We start from the raw sequence: 18284 nt of genomic DNA, 5'->3' as shown, positions 1-18284 counted from the left end.
TCCACGGCCCGCGAGCCCCACACCTCTACGACCCGCGGGACACTCCCGTCAGCCGGGTCGGCGGCAGGTACTCGCGTACGTACGTCCGCTCCCAGCACGCGCCCGTCTCCCGCAGCTCACGCCAGGTCGTGTAGCGGTAGCGGAACAGGCGGGCGCGGACGTGGCGTGGCGGGGCGTCGGACGGGAACGGGCAGTGGCGCAGCAGCTTCAGGGTGTCGCGGTCGTTCTCCAGCAGCCGTTCCACCATGGCCCCGAACCAGGTCCCGGCGTACGCGGGCGACAGCGCGGCGAACCACATCATCCAGTCGAGCCGCAGATGGTACGGCGCGAACTGGCGCGGCCAGCGCCGGGGATCGCCGGGCTTGCCCTTGAACTCGTACTCCCGCCACTGCGAGTCCTCACGCGGTACCTCGTCCGCCGTGCCCTCGACGACCACCTCGTAGCGGATCCGGCTGACGCTGCCGAACGCGCCGTAGGTGTTGAGCAGATGGAGCGGGTCGAAGGAGCGGTTCATGACCTGGCGACGGGAGAGCATGTTGCGGACCGGCTGGTAGCTCAGGCCCACCAGCAGCGCGGCGACGGCCAGCACCACCACCTCGTACCAGAGCGGCGGCCCGGCCACCGACGGCGGGTCGGCCGGGAACCTGACCGCCGACAGCGCCAGCACGACGGTGATCCAGTTCAGCCAGGAGAAGTTGCCCGACAGCACCAGCCACAGCTGGGTCACGATCATCAGCGCGGCCGCCGCCGTGGCGATCGGCTGCGGGGTGAACAGCAGCACCGGCACGACGAGTTGGGTGACATGGTTGGCGGCCACCTCCACCCGGTGCAGGGGGCGGGGCAGACGATGGAAGAACCAGCTGAGCGGCCCCGGCATCGGCTGGGTCTCGTGGTGGAAGTCGAGACAGGTCAGCTTCCGCCAGCAGGCGTCACCGCGCATCTTGATCAGACCCGCGCCGAACTCCACCCGGAACAGGATCCAACGCAGCAGGAACAGCACCACGACCGGCGGGGCCACCTCGTCGTTGCCGAGGAACACCGCGAGGAAGCCGACCTCCAGGAGCAGGGACTCCCAGCCGAAGCCGTACCAGGTCTGACCGACGTTCACGATCGACAGGTACAGCGCCCAGGGGAGCGCCCACAGCGCCATCGCGGCCCCCAACGGCAGCCGGGAGTCCACTCCCGCCAGCAGCGCCACCGACACCGCGCACCCCGCCCAGGCGCAGACGGCGAAGAAACGGTCCGAGTAGTGCAGGTGGAAGACGGAGGGAGCCCGCCTGAACGGCACCCGCTCCAGATACCGGGGCACCGGCAGCATCCCGCGCTCCCCGATCAGCGCCCGGAACTGCAGGGCCGCCGTCAGGAACGCCACCAGGTACACCCCGGCCAGCGCCCGCTGGAAGACCAGCCGGCTCATCCAGTACTCCGGTGCGGTGAACCAGTCCACGGACGTGCGCTCCTGTTCTCGCGATGCACGAGCGAACACCCGCGCGCCGGACATCTACGTGATCCTCCGTGTACCTCCCCTCAGCTCGCATACCCCGATCGAGTGAAGCAGAGGAACCCCGGCAGACCGGCCCGACCGGCCCCGGACCAGCCCCGATCGCAGGAGTCCCGCACGGACGCGCCCCGCACCTCGCCGGGAACAACACCCTCGACAACCCCGCCCCCATCATCGACGGCGAACAACGAACCACGTCCCATTCCCACCCGAGGGTCGAAGATTCGGGCAAATGCTGGCAAGGTGGCCCCATGGTTGATCGGGGAGCGAGCGCCCTGTCACTCCCGGACGACTGGCCCGCCCATCCGGATCCGATCCTGGCGCTCAATCGCATGGGCAGTTTCGACTGGGATCTGGACACCGGTCTGTTCCACATGGACGCCCAGGCCCACGAAGTCTTCGACCTGCGCCCCGACGAATACGACGGCTTCCCCGCGTCCCTCGCGATCCGGGTCCCGCGCGCCGAGGGCCACCGGCTCGACGCCGTGGTCGCGCAGGCCATGAAGGACGGCAGCGAGAACTACGGCGCCTACTTCAGGCTCCGCTGCCGGGACGGATCACTGCGCTGGACCCACACCCAGGGCTACATCCGGCGGGACTCGACGGGCCGTCCGCGCCGCATCGTCGGCATCGTCCGGGAAGCCACCCAGGAGTTCAGCGAGCTCGAGTCCCGCCGGGACCAGGCAGCCCAGGACGAGGCACGGCGCCACCAGACCAGCGTCGTGCAGCTCGCCACCGCCGCCCTGGCGCACGCCCGCACCGTCGACGACGTGATCGACGTCCTCAGGGACACCCACGGCCTCACCCACCTCGGCGCCACCAGCCTGGTCTTCGGCCTGGTCGAGGCCGGCCGGATCCGGCTGGTCACCGAAGGCGCGGAGGGCAGCTTCGTCCCCGGCGCCGACGTCACCCGGATCGACGAGCCGTACCCGATGAGCGAGGTCGTCCGTACCCTCAGTCCGCGGTTCATCGAGTCGCCTGAGGAGTTCGCCGAGCGCTATCCGGGCCTCTGGTCGCACATCACCGGCCTGAACATCACCGCGGCCGCCTATCTGCCGCTCATCGCCGAGGCCCGCCCGATCGGCGCCATGGGCCTGCTCTACAGCGACCGGCGCGCCTTCTCGCCGGAGGACCGCAACGTCCTCGTCGCCCTCGGCAGCAGCATCGCCCAGAGCCTGCAGCGGGCCATGCTCTTCGAGCAGGAGAAGGACCTCGCCAACGGTCTCCAGCAGGCCATGCTGCCGCGCACCATCCCCAGCGTCCCCGGCGCCGACCTGGCCGTCCGCTACCGGGCCGCGACCGCCGGCGGTTCCCCCGGCCGGGACATCGGCGGCGACTGGTACGACCTCATCCCGCTGCCGGGCGGCCGTGTCGGCGCGGTCATCGGCGACGTCCAAGGGCACGACGCGCACGCCGCCGCCGTCATGGGGCAACTGCGCATCGTCCTGAGGGCCTACGCCGCCGAGGGGCACACTCCGGCCACCGTGATGGCCCGCGCCTCGGTCTTCCTGCACGAACTCGACACCGATCGCTTCGCCACCTGCCTGTACGCCGAGGTCGACCTGGCCACCGGCGTGGTCCAGGTGGTCCGGGCGGGCCACCTGGACCCGCTGATCCGGCATTCCGACGGCAGTTGCCACCGCGTGCCGGTCGAGGGCGGCCTGCCCCTGGGCCTGTCCGCGGAGTTCCACAACCTCGAATACCCGGTCACCACCCTCGAACTCGATCCCGGCCACACCCTGCTGCTGTGCACCGACGGCCTCGTCGAACAGCCCGGCGCCGACCTGGACGACGGCATGCGGACCCTCGCGGCCCTCGTCGCCACCGGCCCGGACGACGTCCGGGACCTCGCCGACCGGCTCATCGACGTGGTCGAGGACCGCCGCGGCGACGACGACGTGGCTCTGCTCCTGCTGCGCCGCCGCGCCCTGGAAACGCCCCGGACCGGGGGCCGGCTCCAGCAGCACGTGGCGCCCGGAGACCCCGAGGCGCTGGCCGAGGCCCGGCACATGGTCCGTGCCGCGGTCGCCGCCTGGGGCGCGCGTGACAGGTCCGACGAGATCGAACTCGTCGCCGACGAACTGATCACCAATGCCCTGATGCACACCGAAGGTTCGGCGATCATCACGCTCAGGGCCTTCACCAGCAGCGACCGCCGGCTGCGCGTGGAGGTCGAGGACTCCTCCAGTGCCCTGCCCCGCCGCCGCGACGCGGGCGAGTCCGGTGTCTCCGGTCGGGGGCTGCTCCTGGTCGACCTGCTCACCGACGTGTGGGGCGTGGAGGCGCGCGGCGGCGGCAAGTGCGTGTGGTGCGAGTTCGTGGTGCCGGAGCGGGGCTGAGCGGGGCTGAGTGGTGCCAGAGCGGGTGGAGTGTGCCGTGACCGAGGCTGATCGGGTGCCGTGACGGAGCTGAGCACTCCGGTGTCCGGTGGCACTCTGGACCTATGCCGGAACTTCCCGAGGTCGAAGCGCTCAAGGACTTCCTGGCCGAGCACCTGGTCGGTCACGAGATCGTCCGGGTGCTGCCCGTCGCGATCAGCGTCCTGAAGACCTACGACCCTCCGCTCGCCGCGGTGGAGGGCCACGAGGTCACCGCGGTGCACCGGCACGGCAAGTTCCTCGACCTCGTCACCGACGGCGGCCCGCACCTCGTCACCCACCTCGCCCGAGCGGGCTGGCTGCACTGGAAGGACAAGCTCCCGGACGGCGCGCCCCGCCCCGGCAAGGGCCCCCTCGCCCTGCGCGTCGCCCTGGAGACCGGCGCCGGCTTCGACCTCACCGAGGCGGGCACCCAGAAGCGCCTGGCGGTGTACGTCGTCCAGGACCCGCAGCAGGTGGCCGGGGTGGCCCGGCTCGGCCCGGACCCGCTCGCCGACGACTTCGACGAGGCCCGTCTCGCCGCCCTGCTGAAGGGCGAGCGGCGCCAGCTCAAGGGCGCGCTGCGCGACCAGGGCCTGATCGCCGGCGTCGGCAACGCGTACAGCGACGAGATCCTGCACGCGGCGAGGATGTCCCCCTTCAAACCGACCTCCTCGCTGACCCCGGAGGAGACCACGAGGCTGTACGAGGCCCTGCGCACCACCCTCACCGAGGCGGTCGAGCGCTCCCGCGGGGTGGCGGCGGGCCGTCTGAAGGCCGAGAAGAAGAGCGGCCTGCGCGTCCACGGCCGTACCGGCGAGCCCTGCCCGGTGTGCGGTGACACGGTGCGCGAGGTCTCCTTCAGCGACTCGTCGCTCCAGTACTGCCCGACCTGCCAGACCGGCGGCAAGCCCCTCGCCGACCGCAGGCTGTCCAGGCTGCTGAAGTAGCCCGGCACCGCGGCTTGCCGGTGACGGTCCGCCCAGTCAGCGGGACTTGAGCGTCACCAGGTGCTCCCCGGTGCTGGTGCGCACCTCGTAGTGGTCGATCTCGTCGCTGTGCATGGAGGAGCCGCCGTGCATGGTGTTCGGCCTGGCGTCGTGACGGGGGACGGTCCAGGTGGTCACGGTCTGTTCCGAGCCGTCGACGCCGACCGCGATCAGGCGGCAGGAGCGGGGGCCCGCACCGTCCTTGATCTTCAGCTCCACGTCGCTGCCCCAGACCTCGTCCTCGGAGGTGACCTGCGCCCACACGCCCGACCGCTCGTCGGTCGCGGCGGTCACCCGCACGGCGCTGTCCTGGGCGGTGCCGCCCACCGTCATCGCGAGCCCGGATCCGGCCACCGTGAACACCACCGACGCGGCCAGCGCGTACAGCAGTCGCCGACGCCGTGACCGGTGCCGGGTCGCGACCTCGCCGAGCAGCCGGTCCAGCATCCGGGGGCCCGGCTGGGCCATCGGGTGGACGACGCGCGGGGTCGCCCTCCGGTACAGCATCATCTGGCGGGTGATGGGCCCGAACTCAGTCACGTGTGCCGCACAGCGGGGGCACTCCATGAGGTGATCCTCGAAGCGGAAGGCGTCCGCCTCGTCCAGCACGCCGAGCGCGTACGCGCCGACGTCGCGATGCCTCTCCAGGGACCTCATGCCGAATCCTCGTGCCGTTGGGTGCGGGTGGGGGGTTGCTCCTTGCTCCCACCCGTACGCACCAGCCAGCCGAATCACTCAAGGCGCACACCGAATCGTAACCAAGGGGTTCGGAGCCGTCGGGCCCGAGGATTGGTCCAAGTCGAAACGAATTAAAAAAGATGGATCGCGAGATGTCCCAGAGGCAACCCGAGCTGCCACGCGGGCGTCCATACCTCAGGCCCTTCTTCCTCTCCGCCCGCCGCACCGCCGCCCGGCACCGCGTTCAGATCGGGCGCGAGCAGCTCGGTCTCCTCCAGCCAGCGCCAGGCCGCCCGGGCCAGTTCCAGGTCGGGCGCCGGGCCGCCCGCGGCGAGAGCCTCGGCGGCGACCGCGGCCATCCGCTCGTCCACCCAGTCCTGCCACGGTTGGTCGTACGCCGTCAGCGACAGCCAGTTCTCCAACTGGGAGACGACCTGGATGCCGGACAGCTCACGGTCGGTGTCGGACAGGTAGATGGTCAGCGCCAGCGCGTCCCGTCCGGCCCGGAACTCGAAGGACGTCGGCGGCATCAGATCGCCGGAGCGCAGCAGCTCGTCGGCGATGTACTCGGCGTACAACCAGGCCATGGGGACGGTGAGTTCGCCCTCTCCGGCACCGTCCGTGCTCTCTTGACCTCTGTGCAGCATCCCTTCCTGCCTTCCTCCGGTGCGTGCGCGTCGCCCGTTGCCGGGTCCTCAGTCCGGAACACGGATAGGGACACCCGATTACTCAACCGGGGTCAACGGCAAGGCGCTTTACGGAGGTTTGACTCAGCCATTGGTTTCACCGCAGGTCGGCCGCGTATCCCGGAAGCACCCGGCGCAGGGCGCGCAGCGCGTAGTACGCGCGGGACTTCACCGTACCGGGCGGGATTCCGAGGACTTCGGCTGTTTCCGCCACACTCGCCCCCTGGAAGTACACCAGCACCAGGACTTCGCGGTGCTCCGGAGTGAGTGTCTTCACAGCTTCGCGGACGTCGAGCGTCGCGGCCGCCCGCTCGGCGTGGTCGGCACACACCCGCGCGTTCTCCAGGACGGCGTCGCCGACCTCGGCCGGACGCGCCTGCCGGGCCCGGCGGGCGTCGATCGCGAGCCGCCTGCCCACCGTGAGCAGCCAGGGCCGTACGGACTCGAAATCGTCGGCGCGCAGCGCCTCGGGATGCTGCCAGGCGCGTACGAGGGTTTCCTGGACGAGGTCCTCGGCGCGCTGTCGGTCGCCGTCACAGAGCCGGAGCAACAGCGCGAAGAGGGGCCGGCCGTGCTCCCGCTGCAGTGCGGCGAGCTCGTGCTCGGCGGTCGTCCCGTTCATGAGTGTGGTTCCGGCCGTCATGGCCGTATGGCACAGCAGGGGACCCTTTCTGGACAGGGCGGGCGCACAGCTCTGCGGCGGACGGTCGATCGCGTCGACGAACGGTTCGGTGAACGGTTCCCTCCGCATGAGCCGCCCGCTCCTCCTGGCGCGTCGCCACGAGCCTGTGCGGCGAACCCAGTAGGTCCCACCCCGCCGTTCGCGCCCTCCGGACGGGCTAAGAGGGCGGGCAGGCCGTTTGCGGGCGACTCCACCTTCGTACCTATTCGTAGGTAAATATGATCACAGTGGGGTGAGCCGATGATTGCACGCAGACAACAGGTTGCCCTGGCCCTGACGGCCCTGCTCACGGCGGGCGCCGCCTGCCAGGCCGAGGGCCACGCACCGTCCGCCGGACATCCGGCGCCGTCCGCCGCCGGCCGCGGCTTCACACTCGTCGCCTCCGGCGACGTCCTCCCGCACAGTTCCATCATCGACCGGGCGCACTCCGACGCGGGCGGCACCGGATACGACTTCCGCCCGATGCTCGCCGGGATCAAACCCGTGGTCTCCCGCGCCGATCTGGCGCTGTGTCACATGGAGACCGTCTACGGCGCGAACGGCGACTACACCGGCTACCCGACCTTCAAGTCCCCGCCCGAAGTGGCCAAGGCCCTCGCCACCACCGGCTACGACGGCTGCTCCACCGCCTCCAACCACAGCCTCGACGACGGTGCCGCCGGCATCCGCCGCACCCTGGACGCCCTCGACCGCGCCGGTGTCCGGCACGCCGGAACGGCCCGCGCCGAGGTCGAGGCACGCACGGTCACCGTGCTGCGCGCGGGCCGGGCGCAGGTCGCCCACCTCTCCTACACCTATGACACCAACGGCCTCCCCCTGCCGCAGGGGCAGCCCTGGGCCGTCAACCTGATCGACGAGCACCGGATCGTCACCGACGCCCGGGCGGCCCGGAAGGCCGGCGCCGACGTGGTGGTCGTGTCCCTGCACTGGGGCACGGAATGGCAGGACACACCCGACGAACAACAACTGTCGCTGGGCCGCAGGCTCACCGCCGCCCGCACCGGGCACCGCCCCGACATCGACCTGATCCTCGGCACCCACGCCCACATTCCGCAGGCGTACGAGAAGGTCAACGGCACCTGGGTCGTCTACGGGATGGGCGACCAGATCGCCGGAGCGATGTACAACCACGAGGGCGCCCAGGACCCGCGCGGGAACCAGTCCACCCTCGGCCGTTTCACCTTCGCGCCGCCCGCGCGGAAGGGGCAGCGCTGGCGGGTCACGAAGGCGGAGTTCGTCCCCCAACTGTTCGACCTCGACGCGGGGCGGGTGGTGAACCTCAACGAGGCGCTCGCCGCGGGCGCCGACGTGCGCGCCGTGCGCGACCGCATCCGGACCGTGGTACTCAGCCGGGGCGCCGCGCAAGACGGGCTCGCGATGGGCCGGTAGAGGGTGTCAGCGCCCCCTGGCCTCCGTACGGCACCGCCTGGTCTCCCTACCGCACCGCCTGGCCCCCCTACGGCACCACCGTCACCGGCCACCGCCCCGCCTTCACCAGCCGCACCGCTACCGAGCCGACGATCCGGTGGCCGGCCTGCTCGGAGGCGCCCACCACCACCGCGTCCGCCGTCAACTCGTCCGCCGCCTTCACCAGGCCGTTGTAGGGGTCGCCGCGGAAGGTGTGGAACTCCCAGCGCACGTCGAATATCCCCCGGGTCCGCTCGGCCGCCTCACGGATCTGAGTCACCAGGTCCTCGGCGATCTCGTCCGTGGTCGCGGCCACCGGGGCGCCGAGCGCCGCGCCCGACGCGAGCACCGGCTGCACGTACACGACCGCGAGCAGGGCGTTCTGGCGCCGGGCCAGACCACCGGCGTACGCCGCCGCCCGGAACGAGGAGTCGGATCCGTCCACGCCGACCACGATGACCTTGGGCCCGTCGGTGCCCCGCTCGAACTGGTGCGAGTGCTGTTCCATCACGGCATCGAGGCTATCGGAACCCGCAGGTCCGGCCCCCTCCGGGACCAGTTCGACGGGCGGCCCCACCAGGGTGTTCCTACAGTCGGAACATGAGCGCCACCCTTCAGGCCGCCCCTGCGAAGGACACCACGGGCCCCGCCCGGCCGCCCGGACACGGGTTCCTCGGCAGGGTGCCGGAGGGCTTCGCGGCCTTCTTCGGCGCCGTCGGCCTGCTGTGCGTGCTGCTCGCCCTGATCCCGCCGCTGCGCGCGCTGCTCCGCCCGGTCGTGCGGTTCCTCGACCACCTCGTGGTGCCCGTCAGCGCCAACCTCGCCTACGCCGTCTTCCTGTTCCTGCTCGCCGCCGCCACCGCCGCCCGCAAGAAGGTCGCCTGGTGGCTGGTCGTCGTCTACCTGGGCCTGCTCGTCCTGACCGACGTCCTGGGCGTCGTCGTGGGCCTGTACGGCGACTCGATCCCCTCGCTGGTCGTGTGCGCCCTCGCGCTGACCGTCCTGATCGCGGCCCGCCGGGAGTTCTACGCCTCCTCCCGCCGCGCCGCCGTACGCAGGGCGCTCGCCGTCCTGGCCGCCGGGCTGGTCATCGGGATCCTGGCCGGGTGGGGCCTGGTCGAGCTGTTCCCCGGCACGCTGCCGAGCAGTCAGCGGCCGGCCTGGGCCGCCGACCGGGTGTGCGGCGGCCTGGCCTCCGACGGCACCTACGACGGCCGCCCGCCCCGCGTCCTGTTCTTCCTGCTCGGCCTGTTCGGCGCACTCGCCCTGCTCAACGCCTGCGCGACGCTCTTCCGCTCACAGCGCCTGGAGTCGGCCCTGCACGGCGACGAGGAGGCCCGTATCCGCGCCCTCCTGGGCCGGTACGGCGACCAGGACTCCCTCGGCTACTTCGCGACCCGCCGCGACAAGGCCGTGGTCTTCTCACCCAGCGGCAAGGCGGCCGTCACCTACCGCGTCGAGGCCGGGGTCTGCCTCGCCGGCGGCGACCCCGTCGGCGACCGGGAGGCCTGGCCGCACGCCATCGCCGCCTGGCTGGACATCGCCCGCCGCCATGCCTGGGCCCCCGCCGCGATGGGCGCCTCCGAGGACGGGGCCACCGCCTTCGTCCGCGCCGGACTCGGCGCCCTCCAACTCGGTGACGAGGCCATCCTGCAGGTGGCCGCCTTCGACCTGAACGGCCGCGAGATGCGAGTGACCCGGCAGTCCGTGCACCGGGTCCGCCGCACCGGCGCCACCTGCCGGGTCCGCCGCCACTCGGCCCTCACCGACGCGGAGATGGAGGAGGTGATCGACAAGGCCGACGCCTGGCGCGACACCGAGACCGAACGGGGCTTCTCCATGGCCCTCGACCGCCTGGGCGACCCCGCCGACGGCGACTGCCTCCTCGTGGAGGCACTCAGCGAGGACGGCCGCCTGCTCGCCCTGCTCTCCCTGGTGCCCTGGGGCAAGGACGGCATCTCCCTCGACCTGATGCGCCGTGACCGCGGCGCCCCCAACGGCGTCATGGAGTTCATGGTCGCCGAACTGTGCGCCGCGGCACCCAAACTCGGCGTCCGCCGGATCTCGATGAACTTCGCGGTCTTCCGCTCCGTCTTCGAGGAGGGCGCCCGCATCGGCGCCGGACCGGTCCTGCGGCTGTGGCGACGACTGCTGCTCTTCTTCTCCCGCTGGTGGCAACTGGAGGCGCTCTACCGCTCCAACGCCAAGTACCACCCCGAATGGTCCCCCCGCTTCATCTGCTACGGCGAGACCGGCGCCCTCGCCCGCATCGGCCTCGCCTCCGCAATCGCCGAAGGCTTCGTCTCCGTACCCTCGTTGCGCAAACTCTGGGGAAAAGGGCACTCGAAGGGCGGACGCCCACCGGCCACCACGGCCGGTCTGCCGTCACTCTCGGCGCTCGGCCTCGACGGAGGGGAGGAGGCCGGGGCCGGGGAACCGGACGCGGACCTGCCCGAACAGGTCCGCGTCCGGCACCACACCCTCGACCGGCTGCGCGCAGCCGGCACCGATCCCTACCCGGTCGGCTTCCCCGAGCGCACCCACGCCCTCGCCGACGTCCGGGAGGGCGAGCGGGTCACCGTCGCGGGCCGGATCATGCGGGTACGCGACTTCGGCGGCATCGTCTTCGTGACCCTGCGCGACTGGTCCGGGGACCACCAACTAGCCCTCACCCGCGCGGGCGGCGGCCTCGACCCGTTCCGGGCCGACACCGACATCGGCGACCACATCACGGCCTCGGGCACGGCCGGCACGAGTGACCGGGGCGAGCCCACCGTCTTCGTGACGTCCTGGCAGCTCCTCGGCAAGTGCCTGCGCCCGCTGCCCGACAAACGCCGGGGACTGACCGACCCCGAAGCCAAGGTCCGGATGCGCCACCTCGACCTGATCGCGGGCCCCGAGGCCCGCGAGGTGGTCCGCGTCCGCTCCACCGCCGTACAGGCCCTGCGCCAGGGCCTCCTGGAACGCGGCTACCTCGAGGTGGAGACGCCGATGCTCCAGCAGGTCCACGGCGGCGCCAACGCCCGCCCCTTCGCCACCCACATCAACGCCTACGACCTCGACCTCTATCTGCGCATCGCCCCCGAGCTGTATCTGAAGCGGTTGTGCGTCGGCGGCCTGGAGAAGGTCTTCGAGATGGGTCGCACCTTCCGCAACGAAGGTGTCTCCTACAAGCACAACCCCGAGTTCACGGTGCTGGAGGCCTACCAGGCGTACGCCGACTACGACGTGATGCTCGACCTCACCCGTGAGCTGATCCAGGGCGTCGCCCTCGCCGCCGTCGGCTCGCCGACCGTCCGCAGGGACGGCGAGGAGTACGACATCTCGGGGCCGTGGCCGGTCAGGACGGTCCACGGCGCGATCTCCGAGGCGCTCGGCGAGGAGGTGGACGCCGACACCGAGCTGCCCGCGCTGCTGCGGATGTGCGACCGTGCGGGCGTGCCGTACACCGCCGACGACGGCCGCGGCGACGTCGTCCTGGAGATGTACGAGCGCCTCGTCGAGGAACGGACCCAGCTGCCCACCTTCTACAAGGACTTCCCGACCGACGTGTCCCCGCTCACCCGCCAGCACCGCGCCGACCCCCGGCTCGCCGAACGCTGGGACCTCGTCGCGTTCGGCACCGAACTCGGCACCGCCTACTCCGAACTCACCGACCCCGTCGAGCAGCGCCGCCGCCTCACCGCCCAGTCCCTGCTCGCCGCCGGGGGAGACCCCGAGGCGATGGAACTCGACGAGGACTTCCTCGACGCCCTCGAATACGCCATGCCGCCCACCGGCGGCCTCGGCCTCGGTGTCGACCGGCTGGTCATGTTCCTCACCGGCCTGACGATCCGGGAGACCCTCCCCTTTCCCCTGGTACGCAACCGCTGACCCGAAGGGCTGCGCCGAGCGGGTGTTTTGGTGCCGCCGCTCCGGTACCTCCGTGGTGCGTCGGGGCCGCCACGGGCGACTGATGAGTCATGACGAAGGATCAGTTGCTCACACGGCTGTCGTCGACCGCGGCGGCGCTCACGCGGCGCCGGGCACTGCTCGCCGGTGCCGCGGCCTGCGGGGCGGCCGGTACGGCCGGCCTGCTGTCGCTGGGCTCGGGCGGCGAGTCGGCCCCGCCCGCCCTGCCCGCCGCCGGCGCCCAGAAGCACCGCGCGCCCGCCCCCTCCGCCTACCGTCTCCAGCCCATGACCGGGTACGGCTCGCCCCGGACCGAGCCCATCCCGCCCCTGGTCCGGCGCGAACCGTTCCTGCGCCTGTCCGGGCACGGCCGGACCATGGTGCTGACCTTCGACGACGGGCCCGACCCCCGCTACACCCCCGACATCCTCTACATCCTCGCGCAGTACGACGTCCGGGCGATGTTCTTCGTGTGCGGCTCGATGGCCGCCCGCCACCAGGACCTGGTGGCCCTGATCGCCGACGAGGGACACGTCGTCGGCAATCACACCTGGTCGCACCCGCTGCTGACCAGATGCAGCCGCGGTCGGATCCGATGGGAGATGGAACGCACCAGCGAGGTCATCGAGGAGGCGTGCGGCGAACGCCCGCTGTGGTTCCGCGCGCCCTACGGGGCGTGGAACCGTGCCGCCTTCCAGATCGGCGCCGAACTCGGCATGGAACCGCTGGGCTGGACGGTCGACACCCTCGACTGGACCACCCCCGGCACCCGCACCATCGTCGGCCGGGTGGAGCACAACGCGGCCCCCGGCGTCGTGGTGCTCTCGCACGACGCCGGGGGAGACCGCACCCAGAGTGTCCGGGCGTTGCGCGCCTATCTGCCGCAACTGCTGGACTCCGGCTACCACATCACCGTCCCGCGACGGCGGCGCACCTAACCGCGGCCGGGCCGCCCGCCCGGTCGGGGAGCGCTCAGCGCACCTCGACCAGGCGGGCGAAAGCGACGACGTTGCCGTCGTAGCCGTTCTGCTGGGAGAAACCGCCCCCGCAGGTGATGACCCGCAGCTCGGGGGCGCCTTTCGAGGCGTAGACACGGTCGCCGGGGAAGTTGTTCTTCTCGAACACCTCGACGCCGTAGACCTCGAAAACGGCCGTCTTTCCGTCCTTGCGCGTGACCTCGACGCGATGTCCCTGTTTCAGGGCCCCGAGCCCGTAGAACACCGCCGGGCCCTGTCTGTTGTCGACGTGGCCCACGATCACCGCGGTGCCCTTCTCGCCCGGAGAGACCGCGCCGGTGAACCAGCCGGCCAGGTTGGGGTCCTCCGGCGGTGGCGCGGCGATCCAGCCGTCCGCGGCCAGACCGATGGGCATGATCGGCGCGTCGACCCGGATCGTCGGGATCTTGACCCGGTCCGGCACGCCGTACGGCAGCGGGCTGGGGGTACCCGAAAAGGTGCCGGGCGTGAGGGTGCTCCTGGCGGCGGCCGCCGACGCGGGTTGCGGCGGCCCGACGTCGAACTCTCCCGAGCCGTTCCGAATGAGCGCGAGGCCGGTCAGCAGAACAAGCGCTATCACGCCCCAGGGAGCGCGTTTCCGCCGCGGCTCCTCCTCTTCGGCCAGGTCGGCCAATTCGGACGCATACATTCGATTTCCCCTCTCGACGCGGCCGTCGCCACGTCATTCGCGCATACGGAAACGCTATGTCCGGCGCGATGAAGCGGCGACGGGGCGGATACGAACGGGTGACCCGCGATGTGCTCGGTGCGCCATCCGAGTTGCCGCGGACAGGAATTTTCTGACGGCCCGTGACCTGCGACAATATCCGATTGTGCGCTTTTCGTTCGGCATGTCCCCTCACCAGGACGGACCATTCTCGAAATGCGCCCGCGCCCACGGCATCTGAGGGTCTTTCTGGGAGGCGCTTTCTCGCCGATCCACCGGGGACGGTTCCCGGGGCGTCTTCCGCGGAGGATCACATGCGTACTACTCGTGCCCTGGCGGCCGCCGGAGCCGCGGTCGCCGTCTTCGGGCTCGCCACCCCCACCGCCGTCGCACGGGACGGCATGGGTGCCCACCCGAGCAACATCGTCGCGCTGCCCAGCGTCATCGCCCGTGGCGGTCAGCTGACCGTCACCGTCGACGGCTGCCCCCACGGCGGCCGCATGACCTCGGACGCGTTCCCGAACGCGACCCTGACCCCGCTTCCCGGCACCAACGGGACGTCGAGGGGCACCGCGACGGTCAACAACAACGCGAGCCCGGGCTCGCACAGCATCACGGTCAACTGCTCCGGCAAGACCCTGACGAACCCGGCTGCCTTCACCGTCATCGGAGGCGTCCAGGGCGGTCTCGGTGGCAGCAGCTCCACCGGCGCGACGCCGACCGACATGGCCATCGGCGGCGGGCTGCTGGCCGCGGCCCTTGTCGGCGGCGGGCTGTTCTGGATGCGTCGCCGCTCCGAGAAGCAGGTGGGATCCCAGCGGCCGCTCTGAAGGTGCGAAGAGGGGGCCGAGTTCCCCCACGCAGAGCCCGACAGGCGGAGCCCGACAGGCGGAGCCCGACCGCAGGTGCGACGGCCTTTCCCCGGCCCTTCCGGGAACCCCGGGGTGAAGGCCGTGTGCCTGCGGGTCGTGGTGCGGTGCGGGAGGGGGGCGCGGTCAGCCGCCGTCCTCGCCGCCGCGCCGGCGGGCGAGGCGGTACGCCGTCCCGACCGACCCCGCGACGAGCGCGGCCCCGAGTCCGATCTCCTTGAGGTCGAACCCGGCGAAGCTGCCGCCCTCACCGGCGTGGGCACCCCGGGACGGCTGCACCGGCACCGGTGTGGGGCCGTCCGGACGACCGCCGGCGATGGTGAGGTCCGCGTTCCGCCGGAAGGTTCCGCAGTGGAACGTCACCTCGTACACCGCCCCCGGTCTCGCGTCCCAGTCGACATGGGCGACGGCCCAGGACCGGCCCGCCCGGATCGTCACGTCGTCGAAGACTCCCGAGGTGACGAACACGTCCTGGTCGCAGCCGGTGGCCCGGAGGGTCACCTGCCCCCCGGGCGCGACGGTCTCGGGAAAGACACTGACGCTGAAGTGCCGGCTCTCGCCGCTCGCGTGCGCGGCGGGTGCGGTGAGGGCCAGGGCACAGGCGCCCAGTAGGGCGGCCGAAGCGACGCGTATCGCGCGCATGGTGGTTCCTCCGGTCCCCGAGGAGCAGCTGCGGACTTTTTCCGCTCGCGCCATGAGTGCACCTCGATGACCGAAACGCTAAGAACGTGGGTACGTCCGCGCGATCGCACTCGTGCGAACGGGGTAAGCGGGTGCGCCGGTCGGGTGATGCCGTTGCTGCGGCCGGGGGACAACGCCCGCGTGCGAGTGTCCCCCGGCGGTCCGACGGTCCGACGACCTGGCGTCCCGCCGGGGTGAGGCGCTGCCAGTGGCCGGAGCGTCAGCCCTTGATGTGCGGGAAGAGGCTCAAGAACGGGTCCGCCGACGCGGTGATGCCCCGGCTGTAGGGCGCGTCGAAGTCCCAGATCAGGAAGAGCAGGAACGCGATCAGCGCGGAGAACAGTCCGGCGAGGACCAGCTCACGCGGCGTACGCCGGATCTGCAGCGCGAAGATCATCCCGATGGTGGCGGCTCCTCCGGTCAGCAGCCCGAACCACACCACGCCCGGCATGGTCGGCGAGGCCGAGTCCGCGCGGGCGTTGCGTGCCTGGTCCGCGGCGGCCATCTGGTCGAGGACCGGCTGGTAGGCCTGGGCCTCGAAGTCCGTCTTCGGCTGGTAGTCGGTGACGTCCGCGCGGACCTTTCCGAGGAGCGCGGTGCCCCGCTCCGTGACCTCGCCGCTGTCCGCCATGTGCTTCCACTCGGTGTCGACGACGTGTCCGACATAGGCGTTGACATCGTCCCGAATGTGGTCGCGGACGTCGGCCGGGTAGACCCGGACCCGCTCCGAGATCTCGTGCAGCGCCTGGGCCTCGGCCTGGACATGGTCCTGGGCGCCGCTGCGCGCCTCCCAGACACCTGCGATGGCCAGGCCCAGGACGATGGCGTACACCACGCCGATCCACATCGTCATGTACTCGATGACGTCCGGCGTCTCGTTGGGGTCCTCGTCCTCGGGCGCCCTGCGGTGCCGTAGGAGGGTGATGACGACCACCACGACACAGGCGGCCAGCATCGCGAGGGTGAGAACAAGCCATTCCGGCAAGGGGTGCCTCCAGGATCAGGCGTTAGCGCGGCCGCAGTGCGGCGACGGCGATCACTGCGGGTGCGGTGATGAGCAGGACGTAGGTGACCGGTGACGTGGTGCCGTGGGGCCGCCGTTGGTGGGGCTGTGCCCGGTAGCGCGGGTATGTGACCGGGGCGGCGGAGGGGCTCGGGGTGGGCTTTGCCGACGGTGTCGGGGTGGGCGACGGGGGCGGTGGAGTGGGAGTGGGGGCTGGTGGCGGGGTCGGCCGCGCACGGGGTGGCGCCGGCTGGGGTGCTCGGGGCGGCGCGGGGGGTGGCGGCGGCGTCGGCTTCGGCGCGGGTTTCTGCGGCGGTGGGGGTTCCGGAGTGGGGGTGGGCTTCGGCGGTGGCGGAGCCGGTGGCGGAGGTGGCGGAGTCGGAGTCGGCGGTGGTGGCGGAGTCGGCGGCGGGGGCGGCGGCGTAGGAGTGGGAGCGGGGGTCGGCGTCGGGCACGGCGGGGGAGGGGGCGGTGGGCAGATCGGGGGCGTCGGCCAGGTGGCGCCGCCGGCGATCGCCACCACCTCTGTGCCGCCCGGCCCGGTCGAGACGTAGGCGCAGGCGTCGGCCTGGGCCGTGCCGGCCGGCACGCCCACGAGCAGCCAGGTGAGCGCCAGCAGAGCGAACACCCTTGTGGCAGGGGCGGATTGGATCGGTTCGGGTCGATGCACGACGGAGATCATGAGGCTTCACGCGGTCCCGTGCGCCCGGGTACGGGGGGATTGGCCCGAAAGAGGGAACGTCGATGCCACAGGTTTCGGAAAGAAATCTGCGAACTCGTTGAACACAACCAGGCCCGCCGTGCGTACCCATGGTCGTGCGGCGGCGCAGCAGGGCGCTGCAACACCCTACGGATGTATGGGGAGTTGACGATGAACACCTCCTGGCGGAGCGCCTCACTCGTGGCGAGTGCCGCGGCGGTCTTGGTGCTGACGACGGCGTGCGGCCAGGAAAGCGCCCCGTCCACCGGCAGCCAGAACGTCGGCGCTACGGCTGCCGCGGGCGACTACGGAAGCGCCGGTGCCGGTCTCGGGACCGACACCGGAGCAGGGGCCGGCGCGGGAGCGGGAGCGCAGGCCAGTCCGAGCGAGGCCACCCAGACGGCGGGCGCGGGACAGCTGGCCGTGTCCACCAACGCGGAGCTCGGCGACGTCCTCACCGACGGCACCGGCCTCACCCTCTACCGCTTCGACGCGGACACCGCCGAGCCGCCGAAGTCGAACTGTGACGGCGACTGCGCCACGGCCTGGCCGCCTGTCCCGGCGGACGACGCCGCGGCGGGCGAGGGCATCGACAAGTCGAAGCTCGGCGAGGTGACCCGCGCGGACGGCACCAAGCAGCTGACCGTGGGCGGCTGGCCGGTCTACCGCTACGCGAAGGACACCAAGGCCGGTGACGTCACCGGCCAGGGCGTGGGCGGCAAGTGGTACGCGCTCGCTCCGGACGGCAAGAAGGCGAAGAAGGGCGGCGGCGGCCTCTCCGAGGAGGCCGAGCAGGCCGGACTGTCCACGCGTAAGGACCCCAAGCTGGGTGAGGTCGTCGTGGACAAGAACGGCCACACGGTCTACCGGTTCCTCAAGGACACGGCCTGGCCCGACCCGATCTCCGCCTGCACCGGCGCCTGCCTGGAGAAGTGGCCCGCCGTGGCCCCCGTCGACATCAACGACACCAAGGGGATCCAGAAGAAGGGCTACATGAAGTTCACCCGGCCCGACGGCGTCGAGCAGCAGACCATCAACTGCTGGCCGATCTACACGTTCGCGGGTGACAAGGCCCCGGGTGACACCAACGGCCAGGGTGTGGGCGGCACGTGGTACGCCGCGGCACCCGACGGAAAGCCGATCGGCGCGCCCGAGAAGTAACGCCCGAGCGTCCGCTC

16 protein-coding genes are annotated in these 18284 nt (G+C 71.6%); 8 read left to right on the top strand and 8 right to left on the bottom strand.

Going from position 1 to position 18284, the window contains the following annotated elements; translation table 11 throughout:
- Nucleotides 1-25 precede the first annotated feature (25 nt).
- Entirely contained in the window at nt 26-1447 is a 1422-nt protein-coding gene (locus ABZ027_RS29270; RefSeq protein ID WP_356773558.1) for a lipase maturation factor family protein, read from the bottom strand.
- A 305-nt stretch (nt 1448-1752) separates the two neighbouring features.
- Here ABZ027_RS29270 and ABZ027_RS29265 point away from each other — a divergent pair, with 305 nt between their 5' ends.
- Both ABZ027_RS29265 and ABZ027_RS29260 read left to right on the top strand, forming a co-directional pair.
- On the top strand, nt 1753-3840 hold the full coding sequence (locus tag ABZ027_RS29265; protein WP_356773556.1) for a SpoIIE family protein phosphatase: 2088 nt from the start codon (nt 1753-1755) through the stop codon (nt 3838-3840).
- A 104-nt stretch (nt 3841-3944) separates the two neighbouring features.
- On the top strand, nt 3945-4808 hold the full coding sequence (locus ABZ027_RS29260) for a DNA-formamidopyrimidine glycosylase family protein (protein WP_356773554.1): 864 nt from the start codon (nt 3945-3947) through the stop codon (nt 4806-4808).
- A gap of 36 nt (nt 4809-4844) precedes the next feature.
- On the opposite strand, the gene ABZ027_RS29255 is transcribed toward ABZ027_RS29260, so the two are convergent.
- From ABZ027_RS29255 to ABZ027_RS29245, 3 genes are all read right to left on the bottom strand, one after another.
- Nucleotides 4845-5504 (bottom strand): zf-HC2 domain-containing protein, encoded by a 660-nt coding sequence (locus ABZ027_RS29255; protein WP_356773552.1) that lies wholly within the window; start codon nt 5502-5504, stop codon nt 4845-4847.
- Between the two features lie 152 nt (nt 5505-5656).
- Complete coding sequence (locus ABZ027_RS29250) at nt 5657-6172, bottom strand: hypothetical protein (protein WP_356773550.1); 516 nt, start codon at nt 6170-6172, stop codon at nt 5657-5659.
- A 136-nt stretch (nt 6173-6308) separates the two neighbouring features.
- Nucleotides 6309-6854, bottom strand: coding sequence for a sigma-70 family RNA polymerase sigma factor (locus ABZ027_RS29245; RefSeq protein ID WP_356773584.1), 546 nt, complete (start codon nt 6852-6854; stop codon nt 6309-6311).
- Between the two features lie 279 nt (nt 6855-7133).
- Between ABZ027_RS29245 and ABZ027_RS29240 the strand changes: the two genes are divergently transcribed.
- Complete coding sequence (locus ABZ027_RS29240) at nt 7134-8282, top strand: CapA family protein (RefSeq protein WP_356773548.1); 1149 nt, start codon at nt 7134-7136, stop codon at nt 8280-8282.
- A 67-nt stretch (nt 8283-8349) separates the two neighbouring features.
- Here the strand turns inward: ABZ027_RS29240 and ABZ027_RS29235 are convergent, their stop codons facing one another.
- Nucleotides 8350-8811, bottom strand: a complete 462-nt coding sequence (locus ABZ027_RS29235) for a universal stress protein (protein WP_356773546.1) — start codon at nt 8809-8811, stop codon at nt 8350-8352.
- An 89-nt stretch (nt 8812-8900) separates the two neighbouring features.
- On the opposite strand from ABZ027_RS29235, the gene lysX reads away from it, so the two are divergent.
- Nucleotides 8901-12173, top strand: coding sequence for a bifunctional lysylphosphatidylglycerol synthetase/lysine--tRNA ligase LysX (gene lysX, locus ABZ027_RS29230; protein WP_356773544.1), 3273 nt, complete (start codon nt 8901-8903; stop codon nt 12171-12173).
- An 89-nt stretch (nt 12174-12262) separates the two neighbouring features.
- Entirely contained in the window at nt 12263-13129 is an 867-nt protein-coding gene (locus ABZ027_RS29225; RefSeq protein ID WP_356773542.1) for a polysaccharide deacetylase family protein, read from the top strand.
- A gap of 34 nt (nt 13130-13163) precedes the next feature.
- On the opposite strand, the gene ABZ027_RS29220 is transcribed toward ABZ027_RS29225, so the two are convergent.
- A complete protein-coding gene (locus ABZ027_RS29220) occupies nt 13164-13835 on the bottom strand; it encodes a class F sortase (RefSeq protein ID WP_356773540.1) in 672 nt (223 codons plus the stop codon).
- A 332-nt stretch (nt 13836-14167) separates the two neighbouring features.
- Here ABZ027_RS29220 and ABZ027_RS29215 point away from each other — a divergent pair, with 332 nt between their 5' ends.
- Nucleotides 14168-14683 (top strand): hypothetical protein, encoded by a 516-nt coding sequence (locus ABZ027_RS29215; RefSeq protein ID WP_356773538.1) that lies wholly within the window; start codon nt 14168-14170, stop codon nt 14681-14683.
- Nucleotides 14684-14848: 165 nt separating this feature from the next.
- Here the strand turns inward: ABZ027_RS29215 and ABZ027_RS29210 are convergent, their stop codons facing one another.
- Both ABZ027_RS29210 and ABZ027_RS29205 read right to left on the bottom strand, forming a co-directional pair.
- A complete protein-coding gene (locus tag ABZ027_RS29210) occupies nt 14849-15364 on the bottom strand; it encodes a hypothetical protein (RefSeq protein WP_356773536.1) in 516 nt (171 codons plus the stop codon).
- A gap of 259 nt (nt 15365-15623) precedes the next feature.
- On the bottom strand, nt 15624-16388 hold the full coding sequence (locus tag ABZ027_RS29205) for a hypothetical protein (RefSeq protein ID WP_356773534.1): 765 nt from the start codon (nt 16386-16388) through the stop codon (nt 15624-15626).
- A 180-nt stretch (nt 16389-16568) separates the two neighbouring features.
- Here ABZ027_RS29205 and ABZ027_RS29200 point away from each other — a divergent pair, with 180 nt between their 5' ends.
- Both ABZ027_RS29200 and ABZ027_RS29195 read left to right on the top strand, forming a co-directional pair.
- Nucleotides 16569-16832, top strand: a complete 264-nt coding sequence (locus ABZ027_RS29200; RefSeq protein WP_356773532.1) for a hypothetical protein — start codon at nt 16569-16571, stop codon at nt 16830-16832.
- 445 nt (nt 16833-17277) lie between these two features.
- Nucleotides 17278-18267, top strand: coding sequence for an SCO0930 family lipoprotein (locus tag ABZ027_RS29195; protein WP_356773530.1), 990 nt, complete (start codon nt 17278-17280; stop codon nt 18265-18267).
- The last annotated feature ends 17 nt before the right edge of the window (nt 18268-18284 follow it).

Source organism: Streptomyces sp. NPDC006332 (genome assembly GCF_040612855.1).
GTDB lineage: Bacteria > Actinomycetota > Actinomycetes > Streptomycetales > Streptomycetaceae > Streptomyces.
This window is presented reverse-complemented; position numbering and strand designations above follow the sequence as displayed.